Source organism: Rhodoferax ferrireducens (assembly GCF_003347515.1).
Taxonomy (GTDB): domain Bacteria; phylum Pseudomonadota; class Gammaproteobacteria; order Burkholderiales; family Burkholderiaceae_C; genus Rhodoferax.
Map to the genome: position 1 here is coordinate 67,007 of NZ_QEII01000240.1, position 25,338 is coordinate 92,344.

24 protein-coding genes and 2 pseudogenes are annotated in these 25,338 nt (G+C 60.0%); 9 read left to right on the forward strand and 17 right to left on the reverse strand.

Annotated features, from left to right (window positions below):
- Positions 1–16: 16 nt before the first annotated feature.
- The 7 genes from C5P05_RS07300 to C5P05_RS07330 all read left to right on the forward strand — a co-directional run bounded on the left by C5P05_RS07300 (position 17) and on the right by C5P05_RS07330 (position 6,186).
- The gene (locus C5P05_RS07300; RefSeq protein WP_114969194.1) at positions 17–814 is read left to right on the forward strand and encodes an SDR family NAD(P)-dependent oxidoreductase; all 798 of its coding nucleotides are present in this window, start codon (positions 17–19) and stop codon (positions 812–814) included.
- Between the two features lie 72 nt (positions 815–886).
- On the forward strand, positions 887–1,519 hold the full coding sequence (locus C5P05_RS07305; RefSeq protein ID WP_114969195.1) for a TetR/AcrR family transcriptional regulator: 633 nt from the start codon (positions 887–889) through the stop codon (positions 1,517–1,519).
- A gap of 91 nt (positions 1,520–1,610) precedes the next feature.
- Positions 1,611–2,120 (forward strand): MaoC family dehydratase, encoded by a 510-nt coding sequence (locus C5P05_RS07310; RefSeq protein ID WP_198674652.1) that lies wholly within the window; start codon positions 1,611–1,613, stop codon positions 2,118–2,120.
- 57 nt (positions 2,121–2,177) lie between these two features.
- Positions 2,178–3,863 (forward strand): electron transfer flavoprotein-ubiquinone oxidoreductase, encoded by a 1,686-nt coding sequence (locus C5P05_RS07315; protein WP_114969197.1) that lies wholly within the window; start codon positions 2,178–2,180, stop codon positions 3,861–3,863.
- Between the two features lie 141 nt (positions 3,864–4,004).
- On the forward strand, positions 4,005–4,451 hold the full coding sequence (locus C5P05_RS35245) for an ATP-binding cassette domain-containing protein (protein ID WP_420130726.1): 447 nt from the start codon (positions 4,005–4,007) through the stop codon (positions 4,449–4,451).
- Positions 4,448–5,311, forward strand: coding sequence for an SDR family oxidoreductase (locus C5P05_RS07325; protein ID WP_114969198.1), 864 nt, complete (start codon positions 4,448–4,450; stop codon positions 5,309–5,311). Before C5P05_RS35245 ends, C5P05_RS07325 begins: the two co-directional genes overlap by 4 nt.
- The gene (locus C5P05_RS07330; protein WP_114969199.1) at positions 5,308–6,186 is read left to right on the forward strand and encodes an SDR family oxidoreductase; all 879 of its coding nucleotides are present in this window, start codon (positions 5,308–5,310) and stop codon (positions 6,184–6,186) included. Before C5P05_RS07325 ends, C5P05_RS07330 begins: the two co-directional genes overlap by 4 nt.
- Before the next feature lie 123 nt (positions 6,187–6,309).
- On the opposite strand, the gene C5P05_RS35250 is transcribed toward C5P05_RS07330, so the two are convergent.
- The 12 genes from C5P05_RS35250 to C5P05_RS07390 form a co-directional block, all read right to left on the reverse strand.
- Positions 6,310–6,528 carry a hypothetical protein gene (locus C5P05_RS35250; RefSeq protein ID WP_420130727.1) on the reverse strand — a complete coding sequence of 73 codons (219 nt, stop codon included), beginning with the start codon at positions 6,526–6,528 and terminating at the stop codon, positions 6,310–6,312.
- Positions 6,525–6,836 carry a hypothetical protein gene (locus C5P05_RS34000; RefSeq protein ID WP_198674656.1) on the reverse strand — a complete coding sequence of 104 codons (312 nt, stop codon included), beginning with the start codon at positions 6,834–6,836 and terminating at the stop codon, positions 6,525–6,527. Before C5P05_RS34000 ends, C5P05_RS35250 begins: the two co-directional genes overlap by 4 nt.
- Before the next feature lie 149 nt (positions 6,837–6,985).
- A complete protein-coding gene (locus C5P05_RS07345) occupies positions 6,986–7,798 on the reverse strand; it encodes an ABC transporter ATP-binding protein (protein WP_114969200.1) in 813 nt (270 codons plus the stop codon).
- A 161-nt stretch (positions 7,799–7,959) separates the two neighbouring features.
- Positions 7,960–9,273 (reverse strand): ABC transporter substrate-binding protein, encoded by a 1,314-nt coding sequence (locus C5P05_RS07350; protein ID WP_114969201.1) that lies wholly within the window; start codon positions 9,271–9,273, stop codon positions 7,960–7,962.
- 57 nt (positions 9,274–9,330) lie between these two features.
- Entirely contained in the window at positions 9,331–10,407 is a 1,077-nt protein-coding gene (locus C5P05_RS07355; protein WP_114969202.1) for a branched-chain amino acid ABC transporter permease, read from the reverse strand.
- Between the two features lie 11 nt (positions 10,408–10,418).
- Positions 10,419–11,348, reverse strand: a complete 930-nt coding sequence (locus C5P05_RS07360; RefSeq protein WP_114969203.1) for a branched-chain amino acid ABC transporter permease — start codon at positions 11,346–11,348, stop codon at positions 10,419–10,421.
- 19 nt (positions 11,349–11,367) lie between these two features.
- Positions 11,368–12,150 carry an ABC transporter ATP-binding protein gene (locus tag C5P05_RS07365; protein ID WP_114969204.1) on the reverse strand — a complete coding sequence of 261 codons (783 nt, stop codon included), beginning with the start codon at positions 12,148–12,150 and terminating at the stop codon, positions 11,368–11,370.
- Between the two features lie 17 nt (positions 12,151–12,167).
- Entirely contained in the window at positions 12,168–14,114 is a 1,947-nt protein-coding gene (locus C5P05_RS07370) for an AMP-dependent synthetase/ligase (RefSeq protein WP_114969205.1), read from the reverse strand.
- A 50-nt stretch (positions 14,115–14,164) separates the two neighbouring features.
- Positions 14,165–15,508 (reverse strand): methylmalonyl Co-A mutase-associated GTPase MeaB, encoded by a 1,344-nt coding sequence (gene meaB / locus C5P05_RS07375; RefSeq protein WP_114969206.1) that lies wholly within the window; start codon positions 15,506–15,508, stop codon positions 14,165–14,167.
- Positions 15,508–17,196 (reverse strand): acyl-CoA mutase large subunit family protein, encoded by a 1,689-nt coding sequence (locus C5P05_RS07380; protein ID WP_114969207.1) that lies wholly within the window; start codon positions 17,194–17,196, stop codon positions 15,508–15,510. The genes meaB and C5P05_RS07380 overlap by 1 nt, the downstream gene beginning before the upstream one ends.
- Before the next feature lies 1 nt (position 17,197).
- Positions 17,198–17,638: a cobalamin B12-binding domain-containing protein gene (locus C5P05_RS07385; RefSeq protein WP_114969208.1), complete on the reverse strand. Its 441-nt coding sequence runs from the start codon at positions 17,636–17,638 to the stop codon at positions 17,198–17,200.
- Between the two features lie 10 nt (positions 17,639–17,648).
- A complete protein-coding gene (locus C5P05_RS07390) occupies positions 17,649–18,278 on the reverse strand; it encodes a TetR/AcrR family transcriptional regulator (protein WP_198674653.1) in 630 nt (209 codons plus the stop codon).
- 166 nt (positions 18,279–18,444) lie between these two features.
- Between C5P05_RS07390 and C5P05_RS34360 the strand changes: the two are divergent.
- Together C5P05_RS34360 and C5P05_RS07405 are read left to right on the forward strand one after the other, a co-directional pair.
- Positions 18,445–18,858 (forward strand): annotated as a pseudogene (locus C5P05_RS34360) (IS5/IS1182 family transposase); the annotation flags it as partial.
- Between the two features lie 152 nt (positions 18,859–19,010).
- Positions 19,011–19,310 (forward strand): annotated as a pseudogene (locus C5P05_RS07405) (PaaI family thioesterase); the annotation flags it as partial.
- A 168-nt stretch (positions 19,311–19,478) separates the two neighbouring features.
- Here the strand turns inward: C5P05_RS07405 and C5P05_RS07410 are convergent.
- From C5P05_RS07410 to C5P05_RS07430, 5 genes are all read right to left on the reverse strand, one after another.
- Positions 19,479–21,527, reverse strand: a complete 2,049-nt coding sequence (locus C5P05_RS07410) for a PQQ-dependent dehydrogenase, methanol/ethanol family (RefSeq protein ID WP_232834385.1) — start codon at positions 21,525–21,527, stop codon at positions 19,479–19,481.
- 141 nt (positions 21,528–21,668) lie between these two features.
- Positions 21,669–22,259: a hypothetical protein gene (locus C5P05_RS07415; RefSeq protein WP_157979239.1), complete on the reverse strand. Its 591-nt coding sequence runs from the start codon at positions 22,257–22,259 to the stop codon at positions 21,669–21,671.
- Positions 22,260–22,279: 20 nt separating this feature from the next.
- A complete protein-coding gene (gene amoB / locus C5P05_RS07420) occupies positions 22,280–23,521 on the reverse strand; it encodes a bacterial ammonia monooxygenase, subunit AmoB (protein ID WP_114969213.1) in 1,242 nt (413 codons plus the stop codon).
- A gap of 10 nt (positions 23,522–23,531) precedes the next feature.
- Positions 23,532–24,284, reverse strand: coding sequence for a methane monooxygenase/ammonia monooxygenase subunit A (locus tag C5P05_RS07425; protein WP_114969214.1), 753 nt, complete (start codon positions 24,282–24,284; stop codon positions 23,532–23,534).
- 140 nt (positions 24,285–24,424) lie between these two features.
- Positions 24,425–25,204: a methane monooxygenase/ammonia monooxygenase subunit C gene (locus tag C5P05_RS07430; RefSeq protein ID WP_114969215.1), complete on the reverse strand. Its 780-nt coding sequence runs from the start codon at positions 25,202–25,204 to the stop codon at positions 24,425–24,427.
- Positions 25,205–25,338 lie beyond the last annotated feature (134 nt).

Consider the following 25,338-nt stretch of genomic DNA (forward strand, 5'->3'; position numbering starts at 1 on the left):
CGCGCAAGGAGTAAATATGGATCTTGATCTCAAAAACAAATCGGTCATCGTCACCGGTGGCGGCTCGAACATCGGCCGTGCCATCGTGCTCGGCTTCGCCGCCGAAGGCGCCCACATCACCATCGGCGACGTGGATGAGCAGCAGGCACAAAAGACGGCCGAACTCGCTTTGCTCAGCGGCGCAGCGTCGGCGCAGGTTGTCAAGACCGATGTCACCCAGCTCGATCAGGTGCAAGCCATGTTCAAGGCCGCAGTTGACAAGTTTGGCGGCGTCGATGTACTCGTCAACAACGTCGGCTGGGACCAGTTGATGTTCTTCACACAGACGACCCCCGATCTCTGGCAGAAGATCATCGCCATCAACTACGTCGGCGTTCTCAACTGCACCAAAACCGCACTCGATCTGATGATTCCCCGCAACGCGGGCTCCATCGTCTCGATCAGTTCCGACGCCAGCCGGCAGGGCGAGCCGCGCGAGGCCGTGTACGGCGGCGTCAAGGCCGCCATCAACAGCTTCATGAAAACGATCGCCAAGGAAAACGGACGTTACGGCATCCGCTGCAACGTGGTCTGCCCCGGCATCACGATCCCGAGCACCACCGACGAAGTGGGCGGAAGCAGCATGTGGGTTGATGCCGACAGCATGTTCACGCCCGAACAACTGGAAAAAGTCGCCAAGGCGCTGCCGCTGCGCAAGGTGGGGCGGCCGCAGGATATTGCCAATGCCGTCGTCTTCCTGTCTTCGGCGAAGGTTGCGGGTCATGTCACCGGGCAGGTCCTGTCCGTCTCCGGTGGCTACAGCATGATCGGCTAAGCGGGTTCACGCCCTGCTGACACCGGAACGCGTCTGCTACGATCGGCTTGTTAAACCTAACTAACGACCGATATGACAAACAAGCCACGTTCTGAAGCCACCGCCACGATCCCCGAAGCCCCCGTTACCCGCGAGCGCATCCTGCTCGAAGCTGCGCGACTGTTCAGACACCATGGGTATGCCGCGACCACTTTGCGCGAGGTTGCCGACGCGGCCGGCGTCAAAGCCGGCAGCATCTATTATCACTTCGCATCAAAAGAAGAGATCCTCGGCGAAGTCCTGGACAAGGGCATCACGATCGTCGCCGACGCCGTTCGTACCCGGATCGAAGCGCTTGCGGCGAACGCCAGCTGGCGTCAGCGTATCGCCGCCGGCATCGAAGGCCACCTCTGGGGCATGCTCCACCATGGCGATTTCACGTCAGCCAATATTCGCATCTATGGCCAGATTCCGACCAGCGCAAAGAATCGCCACCGGGTGGTCCGGCGGGCCTACTCGGACTACTGGGATCGGCTGTTCGAATCGGCGCTCGCCAGCGGTGAATTGCGCCAGGACACCAGCACGGCGATGGTTCGACTCTTCGTGATTGGGGCCTTGAACTGGACGGTGGAGTGGTACAACCCCCAGCGCGGCTCGTTCCAGGACTTCGTGCGTCAAATCACGGCAATCGTGTTCGATGGCATCCTTACCCATGACAAGGCATAACAAGGCATAACATGACAAAACATTTCAATGCGGCAGTGTCGGCCTCCGCGCCAGGCCGAGCCGACTGTGCAGCCTGCACCAGGAGGCGTGTATGACGGTCAAGGAAGGCTGGCGCGGTCGCTTCTATGAAGACTTCGAGGTCGGCGACGAGTATCGGCATGCCCTCGGGCGCACCCTGACCCAGCAGGACAATATCTGGTTCACGCTGCTGACGCAAAACACGGCGCCGCTGCACTTCGACGCCCACTACGCTGCGCAGACGGAGTTCGGCCGCCCGCTCGTCAACTCCTGCCTCACACTGGCCCTCGTGACGGGCCAGACGGTGAGCGATGTCTCGCAAAACGTCCTGGCCAATCTCGGGTGGGACGAAGTCCGGCTGCCACATCCGGTGTTCGAGGGCGACACGATCTATTCCCGCTCCACGGTGCTAGACAAGCGCGAGTCGCGATCGCGCCCCAACGTCGGCGTCGTGACCGTGCGCACCGAGGGCTACAACCAGGGCGGCATCATTGTCTGCACTTTCAAGCGCACGGTCATGGTCTACAAGCGTGACGGCGCGCCGCGCACCGCACCGCCGCTGCCGGCCGGCAACGGCCCCTGAACCACCCCGTTCGCCAACTTCGGCCCCAGGGCCGCCAACTTTTTTGGTTCTGTCCGCATGACGCCCACCTCCCTGCTCGAACAATACGGCCCCCGCGAATCCATGGACTACGACGTGGCAATCGTCGGCGGTGGCCCCGGTGGCCTGGCCACGGCCATCCGCCTCAAGCAGCTGGCCGCTGAAAAAGGCAAGGACGTGTCCGTCGTGGTGCTGGAAAAAGGCTCCGCCCCCGGCGCTCACATCCTCTCGGGCGCGGTCATGGACCCGATCGCCCTGAACGAACTCTTCCCCAACTGGAAAGAGATGGGCGCGCCGCTGAACCAGCCCGTCACCGGTGACGACGTGCTGTTCCTCACAGAGACTGGCGCCAAACGCACGCCCGACTTCCTGGTGCCTGACTGCTTCCACAACGAGGGCAACTACGTCATCAGCCTCGGGGCCCTGACCCAATGGCTGGGCGAGCAGGCCGAAACGCTGGGTGTGGAAATTTTTCCCGGCTTCACAGCCGCCGAGGTGCTCTACAACGACAACGGTTCAGTCAAAGGTGTCGCCACCGGCAACCTCGGCATTGGCAAGGACGGCCAGCCGCATGAGGGCTTTCAGCTCGGCATGGAACTGCACGCCAAATACACTATTTTTTCCGAAGGCGCACGCGGCCATCTCGGCAAGCAACTCATCGCCAGATACAAGCTCGACGCCGGCCGTGACCCGCAAAGCCATGCCCTCGGCATCAAGGAACTGTGGGAGATCGACCCGGCCCGCGCCCAAGCCGGTCGGGTGGTGCACACCGCCGGCTGGCCGATGGACAACGCCACCTACGGCGGCGGCTTTCTCTACCACCTCGGAGGCAACCAAGTCACGCTCGGCTTTGTCACCGGGCTGGACTACAAGAACCCCTGGCTCAGCCCCTTTGAGGAAATGCAGCGCTGGAAGACCCACCCGGCCATCCGCGCCCACATCGAAGGCGGCAATCGCATCAGTTACGGCGCGCGCGCCATCACCGCCGGCGGCCTGCTGAGCCTACCCAGGACCGTGTTCCCTGGCGGCGCGCTGGTCGGCTGCGATGCCGGTTACCTGAACGCCGCACGCATCAAGGGCAGCCACGCCGCCATCAAGAGCGGCATGCTGGCCGCCGAAGCCGCATTCGAGGCCCTGGCCGCCGGTCGCAGCAGCGACGAACTTAGCGCCTACCCCACGGCGTTCGAAAACAGCTGGCTGCACACCGAACTCGACCAGTCGCGCAACTTCAAGCAGTGGTTCAAGAAGGGCAGCCTCGTCGGCGCCCTGATGACCGGCATTGAACAGTGGCTGCTGCCCAAGCTCGGCATGAAGCGTCCGCCTTGGACAATTCACCGCACCCAGGCCGACCACACCTGCCTGCGCCCGGCCGCCGAGATGCCACAGATCAGCTACACCAAGCCCGACGGAAAACTCACCTTTGACCGGCTCTCCAGCGTGTTTATCTCCAACACCAACCACGAAGAAAACCAGCCCGCGCACCTGAAGCTCAAGGACGCCAGCGTGCCGGTACAGATCAACCTGGCGAAATACGCCGGCCCCGAGAGCCGCTACTGCCCGGCCGGCGTGTACGAGTTCGTGAAAAACGACGACTCTACCTCCCGCCTGCAGATCAACGCGCAGAACTGCGTGCACTGCAAGACCTGCGACATCAAGGATCCGACGCAGAACATCGTCTGGGTCACACCCGAAGGCGGGGGCGGACCGAATTACGCGGGGATGTAGGCGAGAGGCGCTGAATCACCGGTTCCCATTCGTAAGCGAGCCTGGGCAGAAGTTGCCGCTCGCACTCACAACTGGAGCCGTCGGCACGGCATAGGGACTTCTCGAGTTGACACAAACCTAACTACCGCTAGATTATTATCTTTGAACGAGGCAGCAAGCCGCCTACCCAACACGGAACAAACTTTGAGAAAATTCACGGCCCCCCCAATCGATACCCTGGAAACCAACGGCCATGGTCGCGCCCATGAATCCGGCCCATCCGGGCCGAAGCCCTGCAAGACTGCGGCTGCCATCCTGACGATCCACCTCACTGCAGTCGGCAAAGGCCGCATCGTCGCCCTGCTCGGCTCCAACGGGGCTGGCAAATCAACCACGCTCCAAGGCATTTCGGGCGTGTTGTATCCGAAAGACGCTGAGATCAAGGGTGGGCAGATCGCTCGCGGCGATATTTTTCTCTGCCGGGCTCAGGCGTGCAGGGTCGCTTCCGGCATCCACGAAGCCATGAAGCGACTACCATTTTTAACCTTGTCCACGTCCCGATTGCCGACCCGCATGAGGGCATCTTTCGTTTCTGAAGGGACAACATGACAGAAGACACTACCTTCGGCTTCGACGACGAAGCCCTCGCAACCCTCCCCACCGTCTTCCAGCCTGGGCTCTTCGATGGTCAGGTCGTGGTGGTCTCTGGTGCCGGCAGCGGCATCGGCAAGGCCATCGCCTTCCTGTACGCGCGCCTTGGCGCCAGGCTTGTCATCTGCGGACGCGACCCCGCCAAGCTGGAGACCTGCGCCGAATGGCTGCGCCAGCTCGGCAGTCCTGACGTGATGGTGCAGCAGACCAATATCCGCGATCCAGAGCAGGTCGAGCTGCTGATTGACGTGGCGTGGCTGCACTTCGGGCGCATCGATGTTCTCGTCAACAACGCCGGTGGCCAGTTCCCGCAGCGGGCGCTGGACTACAGCGTCAAAGGCTGGAAGGCGGTGATCGACACCAACCTGAACGGCACCTGGTACATGATGCAAGCGCTGGCGCGCCGCTGGCGCGACACCGGAACGCAAGGCAACATCGTCAATATCGTCGCCACCTTCCAGCGCGGCATGCCGGGCGTGGCGCACACCTGTGCTGCGCGCGCCGCCGTGACCTATCTTTCCAAAACCGTTGCTGTGGAGTGGGCGCAGTATGGCATTCGCGTCAATTGCATCGCGCCGGGTGCAATCGCCAGCACCGGCTTTCGTCAGTACTCCACCGAGGCGGTGAAGGGCTTCGCCGGAGCCAACCCGATGAAGCATGTCGGTGACGTGCGGGATGTGGCGGAAGCCGCGGTCTACCTCAGCGCGCCCAGCGGCAAGTTCGTCACCGGCGAACTGCTCACGGTGGACGGCGGCGGCGTGCTCTGGGGCGAGGTATGGACAACCGCCAAACCTGATTACTTCAAGGTGAACACATGAATTCGGCTGACGCGCAACACCCCAAATTCGGGCCGGGCGACGAAGCCCTGGCCGCGCTCCCGACGGTCTACCGCGATGACCTTTTCGCCGACAAGGTGGTGCTGGTGTCAGGCGCCGGCAGCGGCATCGGCAAAGCGATTGCCTTTCTGTTCGCGCGGCTCGGTGCCACGCTCGCCATCTGTGGGCGCAAAGTCGACAAGCTCGAGAACTGCGCCGAAAAACTGCGCGCGCTGTCGGGCCGCGAGGTGTTTACCTACCCGATGACCATCCGCGACCCCGAGCAGGTGAACGCCATGCTCAGTGCCGTGTGGGAACGCTTCGGCGGAGTCGACGTGCTGGTCAACAACGCCGGCGGCCAGTTCGCCGCCCATGCGATGGACTTCAGCGTCAAAGGCTGGAATGCGGTGATTGACACCAACCTCAACGGCAGCTGGTACATGATGCAGGGCGCAGCCAGGCGCTGGGTGGAACAGGGCCGGCCCGGCAACATCGTCAACATCACCGCCGCCATCGACCGTGGCCTGCCCGGCATGGCGCACACGACCGCTTCACGCGCCGGTGTGATCGCGCTGTCGCGCACATTGGCCATCGAATGGGCTGAGCACGGCATACGCCTCAACTGCATTGGCGCCGGCGCCATCGAGAGCAACGGTTTCAACAACTACCGCGAAGAAAACGTCTCCACCTTCTACCAATGCAACCCGATGAAGCGGGCCGGCGACGTGCAGGACATCGCCGAGGCGGTGGTCTACCTCGCTGCCCCTTCGGGCAAGTTCATCACCGGCGAGGTGCTCAACGTCGAGGGTGGAATGCTGCTGTGGGGCGAGTTCTGGCCGGCCGGCAAGCCGGACTACTTCAAGGTCGATCAGCCATGAACGCGCAGGACCCGGCTCCGTCGGCAAGTTACTCCTACGGGCCGTTTCAACAACTCGTGGGATACGACATTCTGAACAACGAGCGCGGCCTGTATTTCCGACGTTCGATCCAGCGCGACCACCTCAACCCCCACGGCGGCGTGCCCTTGACCTTACTCGATGCGGTCGGGAGGGCCCAAGGGTGTCAACGGGGTCGTGCAGAGCGATCTGCATCCCTATGTTTGAATTCAACTCGTCAACGTCACCCATCAACGCAACGCGTGGACCAGCGTAGCGCATATGAGTTCCGTCTCCCAAGCCTGTGGTGCCGCAGTCTCCGGTTAATCTTGCTGTCTTTGTCAGTCAGTTCCCCATTTTTCTGTCGGTTCCATGTTGGGTAGTTGGTTGACAGGCAATGCGCTGGATTGGGCGCCTACCTGGATGCGATTGGCCGAAGAAATCAGCAGGCGGCGCACTGCGATATCAGGAGATTCCGCTGCCACCCTCTCGCAGTATTTCCATTGCTCCTTGGTCACGGCTGCCTTGGCCTCGACGGCCTTCGCCAATCGGATGACTGCCAACCGGCGGTGACCAAATTTGATGCTACGCGTCAACAACGCGAGCGCAGCTTCTCGGGCTCGCTCTTCATCATCGGAGGGCGCGTATGGCATAACTCCTCGTCGGACTAGTCGTTTCATGTCTCGCACGGCTCTACGCGTCATCAGTCAGGGTTCCTAGGTTGTCATACCGCTAATATCGCACCGACTATGTGGCATCTCGCAATCAGTCGCCGGAATCAAGACATTCTGCTCCATCTCTCTCACGCCAACCAGCGTTTCCTGCGCTTGTAGCTCTTCACATCCCTGAAGCTCTTGCGGTCGCCGCTGCCCACGCCAAGGTAAAACTCCTTTACGTCCTCATTCTCCCGCAGCGAAGCGGCTTCGCCGTCCATCACGATGCGCCCGTTCTCGAGGATGTAGCCGTAGTCCGAGTAGCGCAACGCCATGTTGGTGTTCTGCTCGGCGAGCAGGAAGGTCACACGCTCCTTGGCGTTCAAGTCCTTGACGATCTCGAATACCTCTTCGACGATCTGCGGCGCCAAGCCCATCGACGGCTCGTCGAGCAACATCATCTTAGGGTTCGCCATCAGCGCGCGGCCGATGGCGCACATCTGCTGCTCGCCGCCCGAGGTGTAGGCGGCCTGCGAGGTGCGGCGCATTTTCAGGCGCGGAAAGTAGGCGTAGACCTTCTCCAGTGTCGCCGCTACTGCGGCGCGTCCGTCGCGGCGAGTGTAGGCACCGGTCATCAGATTGTCCTCTATAGTCAGGTGGGCGAAACAGCGGCGACCTTCCATCACCTGGATCACGCCACGCTCGACCATGTCGGACGCGCTCAAGCGTTCGATGCGTTCGCCGCGCAACTCGATGCGGCCCTTGGTCACCGCGCCGCGTTCGCCGGCCAGCAGGTTGCTCACCGCGCGTAGCGTGGTCGTCTTGCCCGCCCCGTTGCCACCCATCAACGCGACGATGCGGCCCTCAGGCACCTCCAGCGACACGCCCTTCAGTACGAGGATCACGTGGTTGTAGATGACCTCGATGCCGTTGACGTTGAGAAGGATGTTTTTGGAGTCCATAGATTCTTGCCTTTACCAATCGGCAGCACTGCGCGCAATGCTGGCGGCTGGCCTGTCATTGCGGACTTGATCCGCAATCCATGACGGCGCTCCTGCACTCCACCATGGATGCCGGATCTGATCCGACATGACAGTTAAAAAGCCCAGGATGGCAGGTCGAGTCAGGACTGGCAGTCTGCGCCCGAACGACGGGCCAGCTTCTTGTTGTCAGCGTACTTGTCGGCCGATGCCTTTACCAGCGGGTTGAGAATCGACATGTCGGCCTGCAACCACCCCGAACTCAGTTGCCACTTCGTACCGTTCCAGGTGTAGGCCCGGGCCGCCGAAGGGCCCATGTGGTCCTTGCACGAAGTGATCACCGGCCGCATGACGTCCGCGATGCCCAGCGCGTCGATCTTATTCTGGTCGAGCGACATGTTCTCGTAGCCCCAGCGCGCCTGCGCGGCGGTCATGACCTGCCCCTTGCCGAACCGCTCCTGCGCGCGGCGCACGCCTTCCACCGCCATCATGGCGTTCATCAGGCCACGCATGTACAGCGCTTCGCCCACTTCCCCTTTCGGACCGGTGCCCTGACCTTTGTCGTGCAGCTCGGCGAGGATTTCCTTGGCGATCCGGGAGTCGGCCCCCGGGCCGGGAAGCAGCAGCACGGCGCTGTAGCCTTCTGCCCCGCTCACGCCTTTGACGTCCGATTCTGATCCCGAAGGCCACACGCCGACTATCTGGGTACGTGGGTAGCCAGTGGCCTGGGCTTCCTTCAGTGCGGTACTGTTCATGATGCCCCAGCCCCACAGCAGCACAAAGTCGGGGCGACTTTGGCGAATCTGTAGCCAAGCTGACTTCTGGTCTACGCCGGGGTGCGTGACCGGGATCGTCGCAAGGTCGAAGTCGTGCATTTTCGAGCGCGTCGCGAGGATGGTGATCGCCTCCTTGCCGTAGGGGCTATCGTGGTAGAGCAGCGTGATCTTCTTGCCCTTGAGCTTGTCCATTCCCCCCAGCTTGCTCGCGACGTACTGCAACTGTGTATCGGCCGACGCCCAATGGCTGCCGGCCAGCGGAAAGCTCCACTTGAACACTTCACCGTCTGCACTTTCGCTCAGGCCGTAGCCCGGCGTCAGAATCGGGATGCGGTCGGCGGCACCCCTCTCGGTTAGCGCGAACGTGATGCCCGTAGACATCGTCTGGAACACGGTCGCGCCGCCGTGCTTGCCCTTCAGGCGCTCATAGCACTCCACGCCGCGATCAGTTGCGTAGCTGGTCTCGCACTCCTCCCATAGCACCTTGACGCCATTGATGCCGCCACTCAGGTTCACCAGCTTGAAGTAGTCGACAAAGCCGTTAGCCCATGGCACGCCACTAGGCGCGTAGGCGCCTGTGCGGAAGGTCAGCAGCGGGAAGAATTGCTCCTTGGCTTGGGCGAATGCCGTGATCCCCGCGGAAGCTAAGCAGGTGGCTAAAGCAATATTACGCAGTTTCATATGGTCTCCTTCTGTTAAGGCACGGTATGTGCCAGGGTTGCTCAACACAAAAAGTAGTCAGTGAGGGAAGGGCCACAGCTGCAGCTTTTTCTTGCCGATGGACCACAGCTTGGCCAAGCCGTGCGGCTCCACAATCAGGAACCACACAATCAGGCCACCGAAGATCATCAGTTCGGCGTGCGAGATGCCTACCGTGGATATCTCGATGCTGACCAGACCGCACAGAAGTGGCAGGAACTGGTTCAGCGCAATGGGCAGCACCACAATGAAGGCAGCACCAAAGAAGCTGCCCATGATCGAGCCCATGCCGCCGATGATCACCATGAACAGCATCTTGAACGACTGATCCACGGAGAAGGCCGCCGGTTCCCACGCGCCGAGGTAGATAAAGCCCCAAAGCGCGCCCGCCACACCGATGATGAACGAGCTGACCGCGAATGCGCTGAGCTTGGCGTACATCGGGCGAATGCCGATCACAGCGGCGGCGACGTCCATGTCGCGGATGGCCATCCACTCGCGCCCGGTGGCACCGCGCACCAGGTTCTTGGCCAGCAGCGCCACCACCACCAAGATGCCCAGGCAGAAGAGGTACTTGCTCAGCGCGCTGCCGATGGGCATGCCCAGCACCTGCAGGTTGGACACCGACACCGAGCCCGAGGGCGAGTCGATGGTGAACCACCTGATGCGCAGAAACATCCAGTCGCTGAAGAACTGCGCGGCCAGCGTGGCCACCGCCAGATACAGGCCCTTGACGCGCAGGCTGGGCAGACCAAACAGGATGCCGAAGAACGTGGCGCAGAGCCCACCCAGAATCAGCGCCGGAATCAGCGGCATGCCGGGGATGCGCACGAAGAAGTTGTAGGCGCCATAGGCACCCACGGCCATGAAGGCACCCGAGCCCAACGATATCTGACCACAATAACCCACCAGAATGTTCACCCCGATCGCCGCCAGAGAAAAGATCAGGAAGGGAATCAGGATGGCTCGGAACAGGTAGTCGCTAGCGAACATCGGCACGGCCACAAAGGCGACGGCCAGCATCAGCGCGACGGCGATGCGATCCTGGGATATCGGGAATATCTGTTGGTCATCCCTGTAGTTGGTCTTGAATTGACCATTTTCGCGATAAAACATGTGGGCCTTTCTTAAACGCGGTCAATGATTTTTTCGCCAAACAGCCCTTGCGGCCGGAACAGCAGGAAAACCAGGGCCAGGACATAGGCAAACCAGATTTCGATGCCGCCGCCGACTAACGGGCCTAGGTACACTTCGGAGAGCTTTTCGCCCACGCCAATGATCAGGCCGCCGATGATGGCGCCCGGCACCGAGGTCAGGCCACCCAGCATCACGACCGGCAGCGCGCGCAACGCCACGGTTGTCAGCGAAAACTGCACGCCCAGCTTGGAGCCCCAGATCATCCCGGCCACCAAAGCCACCACGCCGGCCACGCACCACACGATCACCCAGATGCGATTGAGCGGAATGCCGATAGACTGCGCCGCCTGGTGGTCATCCGCCACGGCACGCAGCGCGCGGCCCGTGGACGTCTTCTGGAAGAAGAGGCTCAACACCACCACCAGCGCCGCCGCGATGGCCGCGGCGATCACGTCTTCCTTGTTGACCAGTACGCCGCCTTGGAACACCGATTCAAGCGCGAAGATGGGTTCCTTGGGCATGCCGATGTCGATCTTGTAGATGTCGCTGCCAAACAGGGTCTGGCCCAGGCCTTCCATGAAATAGGCGATGCCCAGCGTCGCCATGAGCAGCGTCGCCCCCTCTTGGTTGACGAGGTGGCGCAGCACCAAACGCTCGATCAGCCAGGCAACCGCGAACATGATGGCGCCGGCTATCACGAAGGAGATGATATTGACGACCACGGCGCTTTCGATGCCGGTCCACGTCGGAATCCACTCGGCAAAGCGGGCCATCGCCAGCGCCGCGAACAGCACCATCGCCCCTTGGGCGAAGTTGAACACACCCGATGCCTTGAAGATCAGCGCGAAGCCGAGCGCCACCAGCGAATACAGCATGCCGGCCATCAGGCCGCCAGTCAGTGTTTCGAGAAAAAATACCATTTTGTTTGTCTCCCGACGCTCAATGGTTAGTGCCCAGATAGGCGCTGATCACTTCTTCGTTGTTGCGTACTTCGTCCGGCGTGCCATCGCCAATCTTTTTGCCGTAATCCAGCACCACGACGCGGTCGGAAATATCCATCACCACGCCCATGTCATGCTCGATCAGTACAACGGTGGTGCCGAACTCCTGGTTCACGTCCAGCACGAAGCGGCACATGTCCTGCTTTTCTTCCACGTTCATGCCGGCCATGGGTTCGTCCAGCAGCAGCACCTGCGGCTCCATGGCCAGCGCGCGGCCCAGGTCAACGCGCTTTTGCAGGCCGTAGGGCAGCTGGCCGACAGGCGTCTTGCGGTAGGCCTGGATTTCCAGGAAGTCGATGATGTGTTCAACCGCTTCGCGGTGCATTTCTTCTTCGCGCTGGGCCGGGCCGATGCGCAGCGCCTGCCACAGCAGATTGCTTTTAATCTTGAGGTTGCGCCCGGTCATGATGTTGTCGATCACGCTCATGCCCTTGAACAGCGCCAGATTCTGGAAGGTGCGCCCGATGCCCATCACCGCGACCTGGTGGCTGTCCATATGGCTGAAGGTTTTGCCGCGAAAGGTGATGGAGCCTTGCTGCGGCGTGTAGACCCCGTTGATGCAATTGAGCATGGAGCTCTTGCCGGCGCCGTTGGGGCCAATGATGGCCCGCACCTCGTGCTCGCGCACATTGAATGAAATGTCGGTCAGCGCCTTGACGCCGCCGAAACTCAAAGAGATGTTCTTGACGTCAAGAATGACGTCGTCGATGTTTTTGCTCATGATACTTACGTCATTTCTCAGGCGGCTGCTTTCACAGGGGCAAAGGTCTTCGCATCGGAAATCTTCAGGGTCGCCCTCACGCTGCCGGAGCGTCCGTCCTCGAACTTCACAACGGTCTCGATGAACTGCTCGATCTTGCCGCCATAGAGTGCATCGACCAGCGGCTGGTATTTCTCGGCGATGAAGCCGCGCCGTACCTTGTTGGTGCGGGTCAATTCGCCGTCGTCTGCGTCCAGTTCCTTGTGCAGCACCAGGAAGCGGCTGATCTGGCTGCCGGCCAGCAGCGCATCGCGGCTGAGGTCGGCGTTGACCTTTTCCACGCAGTCCTGGATGAGCTGGTACACCTCGGGCTTCTGCGCCAGATCGGTGTAGCCGGCGTAAGGCAGGTTGCGGCGCTCGGCCCAGTTGCCCACGGCGTCGAAGTCAATGTTGATCATCACGCAGACCTTCTCGCGCTGGTCGCCGTAGGCGACGACCTCCTTGATGTGCGGGAAGAACTTGAGCTTGTTCTCCACGTACTTGGGCGCGAACATGGCCGCGTCAAAGGCGCCGCCCCTGATGCGGCCGACGTCTTTGACGCGGTCGATGATCTTGAGGTGACCGTGCGCGTCGATGAAGCCAGCGTCGCTGGTGTGATACCAGCCGTCGGCGGTCAGCACCTCGGCCGTGGCTGCGGGGTTCTTGTAGTATTCCTTGAGCAGGCCGGGCGACTTGACGAGAATCTCGCCGTTGTCGGCCACCTTGATCTCAACGCCTTTGCAAGGAATGCCTACCGTGTCGGCGCGCGCCTCATGGTCACGCTGCAGGCAGACGAACACAGCGGTCTCGGTGGAACCGTAGAGTTGCTTGAGGTTGATGCCGATGGAGCGGTAGAAGCTGAACAGGTCCGGGCCGATGGCCTCGCCGGCCGTGTAGGCCACGCGCACGCGACTCATGCCAAGGTTGTTGCGCAAGGGGCCATAGACCAGCAAGTTGCCCAGGGCATAAAGAACAGTGTTGAGCAGGCCGATGGATTGGCCGCTCATGCGCGCCGGGCCGACGCGATGCGCCAGATCCATGAAGTAATCGAACATACGGCGCTTCGGGCGGGAAGCATCTTCCATGCGGATCATCACGCTGGTCAGCAGCCCCTCGAACACGCGCGGCGGCGCAAAGTAGTAGGTAGGCCCCACTTCCTTGAGATCGATCGTGACCGTGCTGGACGATTCCGGGCAATTGACCACATAGCCGCAAACCAGCCACTGCGCATAGCTGAAGATGTTCTGGCCGATCCAAGCTGGCGGCAAATAGGCCAGCACTTCTTCCGAATCACGAAGGTGGTCGAACTCGGCGCCGGCCTGAGCTCGGTTGATTAGCGTGTCATGGGTATGCACCACGCCTTTGGGGTTGCCCGTGGTGCCCGAGGTGAAGAACATGGCAGCCACATCGCCGGGCTGCACTTTCTCCATCTTCTGGCGGAAAAAGTCCGGGTGCTGCTGCGCAAACACCTTGCCTGCGGCAACCAGTTCGTCCAGCGAGCCCAGGCCGTTCTCGACGTAATTGCGCAGACCGCGCGGATCGTCGTACCAGATGTGCGTGAGCTGGGGGCACTGCTCGCGCACCTCCAGCATCTTGTCGACCTGTTCCTGGTCCTCCACCAGGGCAAAGCGCACCTCGGCGTTGGTAATGGGGAACAGACACTCGGCCGCCACCGCGTCCTGGTACAGCGGCACGGGCACCGCGCCCAGCGATTGCGCTGCCAGCATGGTAGCGTTCAGGCGCGGGCGGTTGGCGCCAATGATGATCATGTGTTCGCCGCGCTGCAGGCCAGCCTGGTGCAGGCCGCAGGCCATATGCTCCACAAGTTGCGCCATGTCGGCCCAACTGTGGGCTTGCCAAATGCCATATTCTTTTTCACGCATCGCGGGCGCGCTGGCGCGCTCAGCGGCTTGTTTAAGCAGCAGGCGCGGGAAGGTCGTTTGCATGAAGGTTTCTTATCCAAAAGTCATCATCAAGCGTCTCCACCATGCCGTCTTCAGTCCTTGGCGGTTCGATAAACATCGGGAACGGCCGCGCCGTTCGCCAGACCATTTGTCACGGCCCCGGTCTGGCGTTTTGCCTGGGGCTCCTGCCTGATGTAGACAGTCCCAGTAAAGCTCGACACGGGGGTCTCCTCACCGCCAGATTCCACTCGCGCAACGTCGACTCTGTACATGCCTATTCGATGACTGCGCATGAGCTCGGTTGCCCGGGCAACAAGGTTCTCGCCAGCCCGTATCCCGACCTGAAACGTGATGTGGGCGTCGATGCCCATCGCCAATGCACCGTGTGAATTGGAGGCCAGGCCGAATGCGGTGTCTGCCAAGGAAAAAATCGCACCCCCATGACAGCCACCATTGAAGTTCATATGTCGGGCATCAACGGTCATGCGCACCACTGCACTCCCTGGCCCGCCTTCGGTCACAGAAATTCCCAACGTTGAACATATCCCATCTCGTTGTGCCAAAGACGACAGGTGCGCCAACCAACGCTCGGCATCTGGGCTCTGGGTATCGGAGGAGCCCGACATTTGCGTGGCTTTATTGGTATTTGTCGTGAGCCGACGACCAGTACCAACTACGGCCGCATGTTCTTCAATCGCAGCAACGAGCTCGGAAACTCCCTTCGATTCCGCTCCGCTCACGACCATCACCTTGGGTATCCATGCACCGTTCGTGGCCGCTCGGCGCAGCGTCAACATCTCTCGCATGTCACGAGCCGTCTCTTCGGCCAGTGGCAGGTCGCCCTTGCTAACCGCGAGCAAATCTGCAATCTCGAGGATGCCCGCCTTGATTGCCTGCACGTCATCCCCCAGTCCCGGAGGACAAACAACTACGCGGGTGTCCGCCAGTGAGGTAATGGCGGTTTCAGACTGACCGGCACCAACGGTCTCCACGATCACTCTGTCGAATCCCGCCGCATCAAAGCAGTCGACCGCAGCACGTGCCGTACGAGACAGGCCACCCAGTTGACCACGGGCTGAAAGCGAGCGTATGAAGCAGTTCGGGTGGGCGCCATGTTCCCCCATCCGGATTCGGTCGCCCAGCACAGCGCCGCCGCTGACCGGACTCGATGGGTCGACCGCAATCACGGCCACGCGCAACTTGCGGGCAAGCCAAATACCCATCAAGGCATTGACCAGGGTAGATTTGCCACCACCCGGCACGCCTGTGACGCCAACCACGAGCGCACGACCGGCGTGCGAGGACAGGAGTTCAGTGACCTCCTGGCTACCTGGCGCGCCATCGTCAAGACAGGTCAACACACGCGCGATCGCCCGACGCTCACCCGACAGCACGCGGGCAAGCAGTGCCTGACGGCTTGTTTCTGACGACAGCATCAGACCACCGTCAAGGGTTGGCCAAAACCAAGATCTCGACGCAGGCGTGTGCAAATTTCTTCGTGTGTTAGCCCCGCTCGTGCGCCATCAACCACGGCACCGAACACATTGCCTGACGAATTATCGACCACACGCGAGATGTGGTCGAGCGCTTTGTCGACTTCAGCGACGGAGCGCCCCTTCTTCCAGGTCGCAAAATCGTCCAAATGCCCCTGCATTACGGCCGGATCAGGGCGTTCAATGAAGGGGCGCGCACTGGCGTCCTCCTCGGTCTGAAACGCGTTGACGCCTACAACAAGCTGTTCGCCCGACTCGATGCGCCGTTGGGCGCGAAGGGCTGACGCGCCGATCATTCGTTGAATCAGTCCCGATTCGACGGCCTTGTACATTCCGCCGGCGTCATCGACCATCTTGATGATGGACCGGATCTTTTCTTCCATTTGGTCCGTCAAGGCTTCCACGTAAAACGATCCCCCGAGCGGATCAATCACATCCGTCAGGTGGGCTTCTTCGCGAAGGACGTTTTGTGTCGCGACCGCAATGCGCGCACCGAACTCGCTGGGGCATGCCAACGCCTCATCGTAGGCATCCGTGTGCAATGACTGGAGTCCTCCGAAGATTCCAGCCATCGCCTGAACGGTGACACGGGCAATGTTATTGAGCGGCTGTTGCCGCGTCAGGTCAACCCCTGAAGTCTGTCCGTGGAATTTAAAGCGGGATGACCTCGGGTCCTTGGCACCGAGTCGCTCGCGAGTAATCTGGGACCAAATGCGTCGCCCAGCACGAAATTTGGCGATCTCCTCAAAAAGGCTCAGCGAGATATCGAAAAAGAAGGTGAAGCGCGGCAAGAAATCGTCAGGATCCATACCACGAGCGATGCAGTCTTCGGCATTCTGAATAGCAGTACACAGCGTAAAGGCCATCGCCTCGGCCGGCGTCGCGCCTGCCTGCTGCATATGTTGACCGACCACCGACATCGGATTCCAGCGGGGAACATATTGCTTGCAATACGCGATGTGATCGAGCAATACGCGACGCGATCCAGGCAGCGAAAGCCGGTAGAACATGTGGTTGGCGACAAAATGCGAGATGTAGTCACTCTGGTTTGAAGTGCCAGTGATTGATCGCCAGTCGGTGCCACGCCGTTCGGCCGCAATCAGCATGAAGGCCAAAAGAGTGAATGGCGACGGGTCGTTCAGTGCACACGAGACTTCTCCGACGTCGACCCCTTGAAGGCTGCGCTGCATGTGGTCGACGTTGTTGATCACGACCCCACACGTTCCGAGCAGTTCCTTATCGACCGAGCTCATGTCATAGCCGCGATACACGGAATTGCAGGGAATGAGGGAAACAGCCGTCGCACCGCCCTCCATCAGGCCCAATAGACGCGCGTTGTAGTCTGCCGGTGTGCCGAGCCCGACCAGTTGCCGCTGCGTCCAGGTGCGACCTCGGTACATCGTCGCATAGATGCCACGCGTGTAGTCGGGCTGGCCAGGGTAGCTCAGCGGATCATCGCCGCCGTACCGCGCCCAGTCGCAGGGGGTGTAAAGCGGTTTGATCGGTATCCCCGACACGTTTTCGAGAGGACGCTCCGCCGGAATCGACTCACGGTATTCGGTTTCCCACGCGGTGTAAGAGGGGGTCGATTCAAGACCTGTGGTGATCGACGGTTCAATTGGCTTGTCCATTTCAATTTCCTTTACCAAGCAAGGCGGCACCCTCAATTCGAGCCTCACGTGCGTAGTCGCGAATGCGCGCCGTGATTTCGTCCATCGTGCTGCCAGGATGGAATACCTGCCGTACGCCGCTCTTAATTAACTGGACTTCCTCGTTGTCCGGCACGATGCCGCCAACGATGACGCGCACATTACCCAGGCCGGCCTCCCGTAGCGCCTTGATCAGCTTGGGAACGATCAGATGATCGGTTGCCAGAGAGGAGATGCCAATCACATCCACATCCTCCTCGAGCGTCGTTTTCACGACGGTCTCAATGCTCTGCCAGGGAGGGGTATAGATCACCTCCATTCCGGCGTCGCGGCAGGCAGCGGCAACAATGCGGCTGCCGCGGTCGTGGCCATCCAGCCCAATCTTTGTCACCAGCACCTTCGGTTTAAAGTCCTGTGGAGTCATTCGCTATCCTTTACAGTTTGAGTAAATTCATTTTCAGCAGCTCGATGAATCGCTTGGCAATCTCGTCCGGCGTCAACGCGCCCCCTTCCCTGAACCAGGTTTGACTCCAGTTCAGTGCGCCCATGAGCAAGAGGCGCAGATCACGCCGCTCGACCGACTTCGGCAGCGGAAGCATTTCGAGCAGTGCTTCGAAGCGGTGTTCGTACGAGTTGCGAAGGATGGCCAATTCGGCAGCGACGGCGGGGGCATCGTCGGGTCGGATGCGTATCACTACTTGCGAGTAGTCGGTACGATCCAACAGGGCTGATAGATGCCCGATGCAAGCAGCCTCGAGCCGATTCCACGGATCGTCAACGCCATCGATGGCGGCGTCGACCTTGGCAGAAATCCGCTCAACGCCCTCGCGATAAACAGCCACCAGCAGGGCTTCCTTGGTCTCAAAGTAGTAGTAGAGCGAGCCGGGCAGCATCCCAACGGGTTCGACAATCTCTCGAATCGACGCGGCGGCGAACCCCCGCTTGGCGAATACGCGCGCGGCTTCGTCAAGCAGTTTTGGCAAACGGTTGTGGGCACGCCGGGGGACCTTTGCGGCGTCTGAACTGGTCTCGGAAGAAATGTCGAGACGGGAGAGCTTTGTCACGGGCGTTTCCTTGGCTCGCTTGTCGAGCATACCTTCGTCATAATTAGAAAAACAAACAATTGTTTGCTTAAAAGTATAGCCCCAGTCTCACCGCTTGGCAATAGTTACTTACCGAGCCTTGTCCAATGAGGTATGAGCGTAGTAATCGGCCCACTGGTCAAGTTGGGTGGGCACCATTGCGGTGGACGGCACCAAGATCAAGGCCAACGCCATCCGCGACAAGGCCATGAGCTACGACTGAATGCTCCAGGCCGAGGCCGAACTCCAGGCGCAAATCAAGGCTCTGATGGATAAAGCAAATGTGGCCGACCAAGCTGAGAGGAACGAGCCCAAGCTGGATATTCTGGGTGAGATCGCTCGCCGCCAAGACCGGCAAAGGCCAAGCCCCGCAAGCCCTACAAGCGCGAGTTTGGTGTGCCAGAGGACAAGGCGCAGGAAAACTTCACCGACTCCGACAGCCGTGTGATGAAACGCGCTGGCGGTGGACGAGACGGCGCACATTGTGGTGGCAGCAGAGTTGACCAACATGGCCGCTGACAGCGGCGAGGTACCCGCTGTGCTGCAAGCCGTCAAGGCCAATTTGAATGTACAGCCTGCTCAAGTGCTGGCCGATGCGGGCTCCCCGTCCGGCAAGTTCGTCACCAGCGAGGTGCTCAACGTCGAGGGCGGAATGCTGCTGTGGTGTGAGTTCTGGCCGGCCGGCAAGCCCGACTACTTCAAGGTCGATCAGCCATGAACGCGCAGGACCCGGCCCCATCGGCAAGTTACCTCCACGGGCCGTTTCAGCAACTCGTGGGATACGACAGCTTGAACGACGAGCGCGGCCTGTATTTCCGGCTGCCAATCCGGCGCGACCACCTCAACCCCCACGGCGTGCTCCACGGCGGCGTGCCCTTGACCCTGCTCGATGCGGTCGGGGGCAGAACGCTGATCAACCGGCCAATCCCAGGCAGCGGCCAGCTCATCCAGTCGTCGGTGACAGTCACGCTCACCGTGGATTTCATGCGTGCGATTGGCGCCGGAATCCTGTTTGCATCGGGAACGCCTGACTGCAGCGTCGTGCGTTCATTGCGTGCCCTCACAGATATGGGCACGACGTTTGCGCTCACCTTGCGCACGAGGATTCGATGGTCTTATGAGATGCATCGGACCAGTACACGCACTCGCGCGGACACCCGGTGCACGACTTCGCGCCTTCGGTCATTTCTTGGGGCGTATCGCGTCTGCCGTACCCTGGATGAAGGCCTTGATCTTCTCCACATCGTCCACGCTCAGCTTGCCCGTGAAGTCAGGCATGCCCCTGCTCATGGCCGGTCCTTTGAAGATGAACTTGTCGAGGTTTTCGATGAAGGCCGCGTTCATGTAGCCGAGGTTGGGAATGCTGCCGCTGCGGTCCACGCCGGGAACACCATGGCAGAGAACGCAGTTGCTCACATACAGCGCAGTACCCGCCGGCACCTGGGCCGGATCGTATTTCACGCCAGCCACCAGTTCGCCCATCCAGTAAGCAACAAACTCCGGCATAGGCGCTTTGCCACCCACGGCAAAGGTATAGACCGTGCCCAGGCCTTGTCGTTCGGAGGCGCGCTGGGAAACCCCGTAAGAGCCGCCCCATCCCACGGCAATCGACACGTACTGCTTGCCATCCACCAGGTAGGTGACCGGTGCCGCAATCACACCGGTGCCCGTCAGGGATTCCCACAACTTCTCGCCGTTCTGGGCGTTATAGGCAATAAATCGTCCGTCTGCCGTGCCCTGAAAAACCAGGTTGCCGGCCGTGGTCAGCGTACCGCCGTTCCAGGGCGACACCTGTTCCTGGCGCCACGCTTCTTTTTGTCGAACCGGATCCCAGGCAATCAGGCGTCCAAACGGCTTGCTTTTCGGCGGCGTTACATTGATCAAATTGCCAGTATTCCAACCCGTACCGGAGCCTGGTTGACCTGGCTTGTTGGAATTGAAGCTCCAGTTCTTGTCGTCCATCAGGTTGACAGGTATATTTTGCGCCGGCAAGTAGACCAACCCGGTCTGTGGGTTGAATGACATGGAATGCCAGTTGTGCGCGCCGTAGGGGCCTGGAATGGCGTCAAACGGCCGATCCGTGGGGCGCGCCTCTGCGGTCTCGATGGGGCGCCCAGTCGCGTCATAGCCGGTGGCCCAGTTCACATCAACAAAGTTTTTTGCCGAGATGAACTTGCCGTTGGTGCGGTCGATCACGAAGAAGAAACCGTTCTTCGGCGCATGCAGGATCACCTTACGCGGCTTGTTATCAATCTTGAGATCGGCCAGGATCATCGGCTGGGTCGACGTGTAGTCCCAGTTGTCGCCGGGGGTTTCCTGGTAATGCCAGACGTACTTGCCGGTGTCCGGATTGAGTGCAACGATGGAGGCCAGGTAAAGGTTGTCGCCACCTGCGGGGCTGCGCTTGGCGCGACTCCAGGGTGAGCCGTTGCCGGTCCCGACGTACATCAGATTCAAAGCTGGGTCAAAGGCCATCGAGTCCCAGGCGGTGCCACCGCCGCCCGCCGCCCAGTACTTGCCGCTGGGGTCCCAGGTTTTGGCCGCCGCGGCCATGGAGGCGTCTTCAAATGGCTTGCTTGGATCCCCTGGTACCGTGAACCATCGCCATTTTTGTTTGCCGCTGGCGGCATCGTAGGCCGTGATGTAACCCCGCACGCCGTATTCGGCGCCACCATTGCCAATGATGACCTTGTCTTTGAAAATCCGTGGTGCGCCCGTGCTGGTGTAGGAACGGCTGTGATCAATGACGGTGTCCTGTTCCCACGCCACTTTGCCGGATGCGGCATCGAGGGCGATCAACCGACCATCAAAGGCGGCAACGTAGATGCGACCCTTGTGCAAGGCTACGCCACGGTTAACCACATCACAGCAGCCTTTGTAACCGAACTCACGTTTGATTTCTGGGTCATAGGTCCAGATTCTTTTCCCGGTCCGCACATCCACGGCATGAACAATGCTCCAGGACGCGGTCACATACATGATGCCGTCCACCACCAGCGGCGTGGCCTCAACGCCTCGTGTGGATTCGAGGTTGTACGACCAGACCAGTCCCAGGTCCTTCACATTGGAAGCATTGACCTGATTAAGCTTGCTGAACCGTGTCTCGGCATAGTCCAGCCCAGTGCTTGGCCAATCGGCGGTCCTGGCCTCGTTGGCGCGCATGAACGCGCCATCGACCTTCTTGGTCACGGCCGCAATGTGCGCCGTCGAGCCCTTGGCCCCTTCGGCCATGGCGGCCGGCACTGCCGTGGCAAGCAGCGAAGCCACCGCCAACGTCAGGGCCAATGCAGGGCGCTTTACTAATTTCCCTTGCCGCGCCTGACGCGCCGGCTTGATCCAACTGTTCATCATGTCTCCTTTTTTTCGTGCTATTTACTTTTGAGGTAAGTCGGTGATCGGGGTTTTGCGCCGCTGTCCGGTGAGCCGGTACAAGAGCCAGGCCAAGCCGATAAAGATCAAGGGCAATGGCAGGTATTTCCAGTAGTTGCGGACGCCGACGCGAAACGGAAAAACCGAGGTCTCCATCTTCCCGCTGACCGGGTCCGCAGCACTGATCAGGCCGATGTACCAGCCAGGTTCAGTGAACCGGTGATCCAGGGTGACCGTGCCGCGCGAATAGACCTTGGCCGGCAACGCCACCAACGTCCGCTGCCCAATCCGGCTCGTATCGCCAAGATCCTCGTAGCGCGCCTTGGCACCCAGTCCATCCGCGTCACGCAGGATGCGGAACTCCACCACGCGTTCGCGCAGCGCGGGCTGGATGAAGTCAATCACGATCACAGCCCGCCCTACCTCGGGTATGTCCTCGCAAAACTCCTGGCTGGCACGGTGCTCGGGCTGGTACCCGGCAAAATGAGCTTGGTTGCTGCCGATGCGCAGGATGCATTTGTCGTCTTCCATGCCGACCCCGCCATGCGCCCATGCCGATGCCGCAACCAACGCAAGCAGCGAGGAACTCAACATTCGGATCAGTCGCATCTCCATTACCCCCCGAACAGCGGAATCATCGGCCCGCTGATTTCAACCGGGTAGCGGTTACCCTGGGCGTCAAACAAAAACAGCATGCCAGCCACCACCGCATCCGGGGAAGCGATCATCGTCGTCATGCGCTGCGTCTCCCACATCGCGTCGTCCGCATAGATCACGATCTTTTGCGTTGCACCCGGCTTGATCGGACCACCCTCAACACGCAACGCGTCCTGCGCTACCAGATCATCCTGATCTTTGGGCGTGACCTTCAGAACCGCCGAGTTGATGAAACGAAGGCCGCCCGAGGCAAACTCACCGATGTTCAAGGGACCCTTCCCGCTGTTGCTCACTGTGAGCTCGATACGGAAGCTGCGCCCCGGGATGCGGTAGCGGGCATCGTCCATAGTGACCGACACCGGCGAAGGCGCCATCTTCAGAGTCGGGGTCTTGACCTTGCCGGTTTGAAGCGGTGTCGTGACGGGCCAGCGCTCAGAGGCATAAATGAAACCGCCCGCAACAAGCATCAGCGTGGCTACCATGATGACCAGTGCCGCCTGACGGTCACGCGTTGTGATCATCTCGTCGGCGTTCTCGCCCAGCGCGGTGGCACGCCGGTACCTCGGCAGAACCAAAGGCAACTTGGTCAACCAATAGCCAAACCAGACCAAAGCAAGCACCAACCATGCAGCAGACCAGACAGCCGCATTAGCGAAGCCATGCGTTTCCAAATTCAGGGTTTGGTTAAACAATGTGGTGATGCTGTTTTCAAATGTCGCCTGGTCGCCAACAACCTCGACCCAAATACCCGGTCCAATCATCGGCCCGGCATCCTTCACATTGATGATCGGATGCAGGTGATAGCGCCCGGGTGTGCGGGCCTTCAACGTGACCTCGAAGTTGTACTGCTCACCGCGCTCATACGAACTACTGCGTATGGTGGGCACACCGTTGATGCGGCTGTCCAGGCGCACAAAAGACGGCCCGGGCACACCTATATTGAGATAGGCAGTGTTCTCAATGGAGGCCACATGGGCCGGCCAGGAGTTCGAAGGAATAAAACTTCCCTTGACGACCAGCATTTGGTTGACAGCGAGCTTGCGCGTCGATAAATCGACGTCAAACCAATGTACGGTGCGCATGCGCAAAGCAGGCTGCTGGGCCTTTTCACCATGAGCCAACGCAGGCGCTGCTGAAAGCGTAACCAGAACGACGACCAGCCCTTGAATGACTGCGAACAATTTTGCAATGAAATTCATGACCTCTTCCTTAAACAACTTTGCGCAGCCACACAGCCTTGACACCGAGCGAGCCAATCCAGGCCCAAAACCAGAGACTCAATATGGTCAGGAAGCCCGCAAAAACCGCCGTCAACGGCGTCACTGCGTCGCCGAAGGTCCTCAATGTGCTCTGCTCGATGATGCGCACATATTCAGGCATGGCGGTGCGGATGTACTCAAAGCCCATCACGTCCGCCACTGTCATCAGCGTGCCATGCATTTCGACCGGCACCATGAACGGGGCCAGCAATGGCCAGTTCATGGGGTACAGAAGCAGCCCCGAAAGAAAGCCCGCAAAAATCCCCGTGAAAAACCAGCTGCGCGTCAGCAGCAAAGTGCAATCAATCAAGAGGCCCACACCAAGGTAGGTCGACGGCAGCACCATATTCATCGGAAAACCCGCGAACTCGTGAAAGTTAAGGTAACGACTCAACCAGCCCGTCAGCGTCAGCCCGAGAATGCTCAGCGTGGCACCCAGAGGTAGGCGCAGCAGCTTCCAAAACGCGTAGCCGAATACGCCGGGCAGAATAACCAGCACCAGTGGCGTGACCAGCGGCCAATAACGGCGATCTCGCCAATCAATCCAGTAATCCCAGTCCCCTACCAAGAGGGCAAACTGGAAGGCAAATACCGCTCCCAGCAGGATCACAAAGAGAGGGATGACCACCCAGTCAACCTGGGCATCAACGCGGGCCGCTTCCTGCGGGCTAAAGGCAGCCTCAGCCGGTGTCAAAACAGACATTCAAAGTCTCCAAAAAAAAGGACGGGTGTGCAATTTGCCTTTGCAAGCCGCCAACACACCACGCTAAAAGAAAGACCCTCAAAGGAGGGCCCGCCCCATCGGGACTAAAGTCCCAATGGGCTTGCACGTCAAGAGCAGGATCAGTGAGCCGTTTGAATGGCGGCTTGTGGCGACACCAGCTGCTTTGTCAAATCGGCTACTCTGCTCAATATCTGAACAAGCAAGCCACCAGCCACAAACGTAGACCAACCCAGCAGCACAAAGCCGTAGTGAATCGGCGCGGAAAACAATTCCTCGGCATAGAAGAAAGTGTGACCCCACTCATTGAAACCGACGTTGGGCATGATCATGAATGCGCCCGCAATGATGATGGCGAACGGAAGCGAGATGCGATTGCCAAAGAAAGGGATTCGTGTATGAGCGTAGGCGAAAGTAATGAAACCCCAAAACACCAGCAAAGGCACACAGAAGTAAAATAAACCAATGTGAGTGGGTGTGAAATCCGTATCCCGGATTGTCACCTGATGCCAGGCTGCATCAGCCTCTGTGTAGATCGAACCTGTTACATAAAACATGATGGCGAACAACAAAATCATGCCCATCAGCAAGAATAGACGCCGAACTTCTTCGCGCGGCCCAATCGTGGAAAAATCCCGCACACGGGTGTTCCACAAATACACCAGCGTCCCGGTTCCCAACGCAAGAATCAGAATCAACTGCCCATACAGCAGGCGCATCCAGTAAACATCGAACTCATGGCTGAAATAATCGAGTCCATAGGTGAACGCCGACGCCTCAGAGTAAATTCGATAGCTGGTAAATAGCAGCGCAAGCCCAAGTAGCGCCAGAAAGAACTTACCCCACGGAACCCCGATGGCCGCCCGCGCAGCACCAGTGATGTTGATAGAACTCGTTTTCATCGTCTTGTCTCCTGTTATTTAAAGTAAACATCCGGCCATTGAGAGCCTGCCTGTCGAATGGCAAGACCGGACTTCGTGCCAATGTGCCGGGAATGGTAAAACGAAGCATGTCCAACGTCACCTAACTTTCGTTA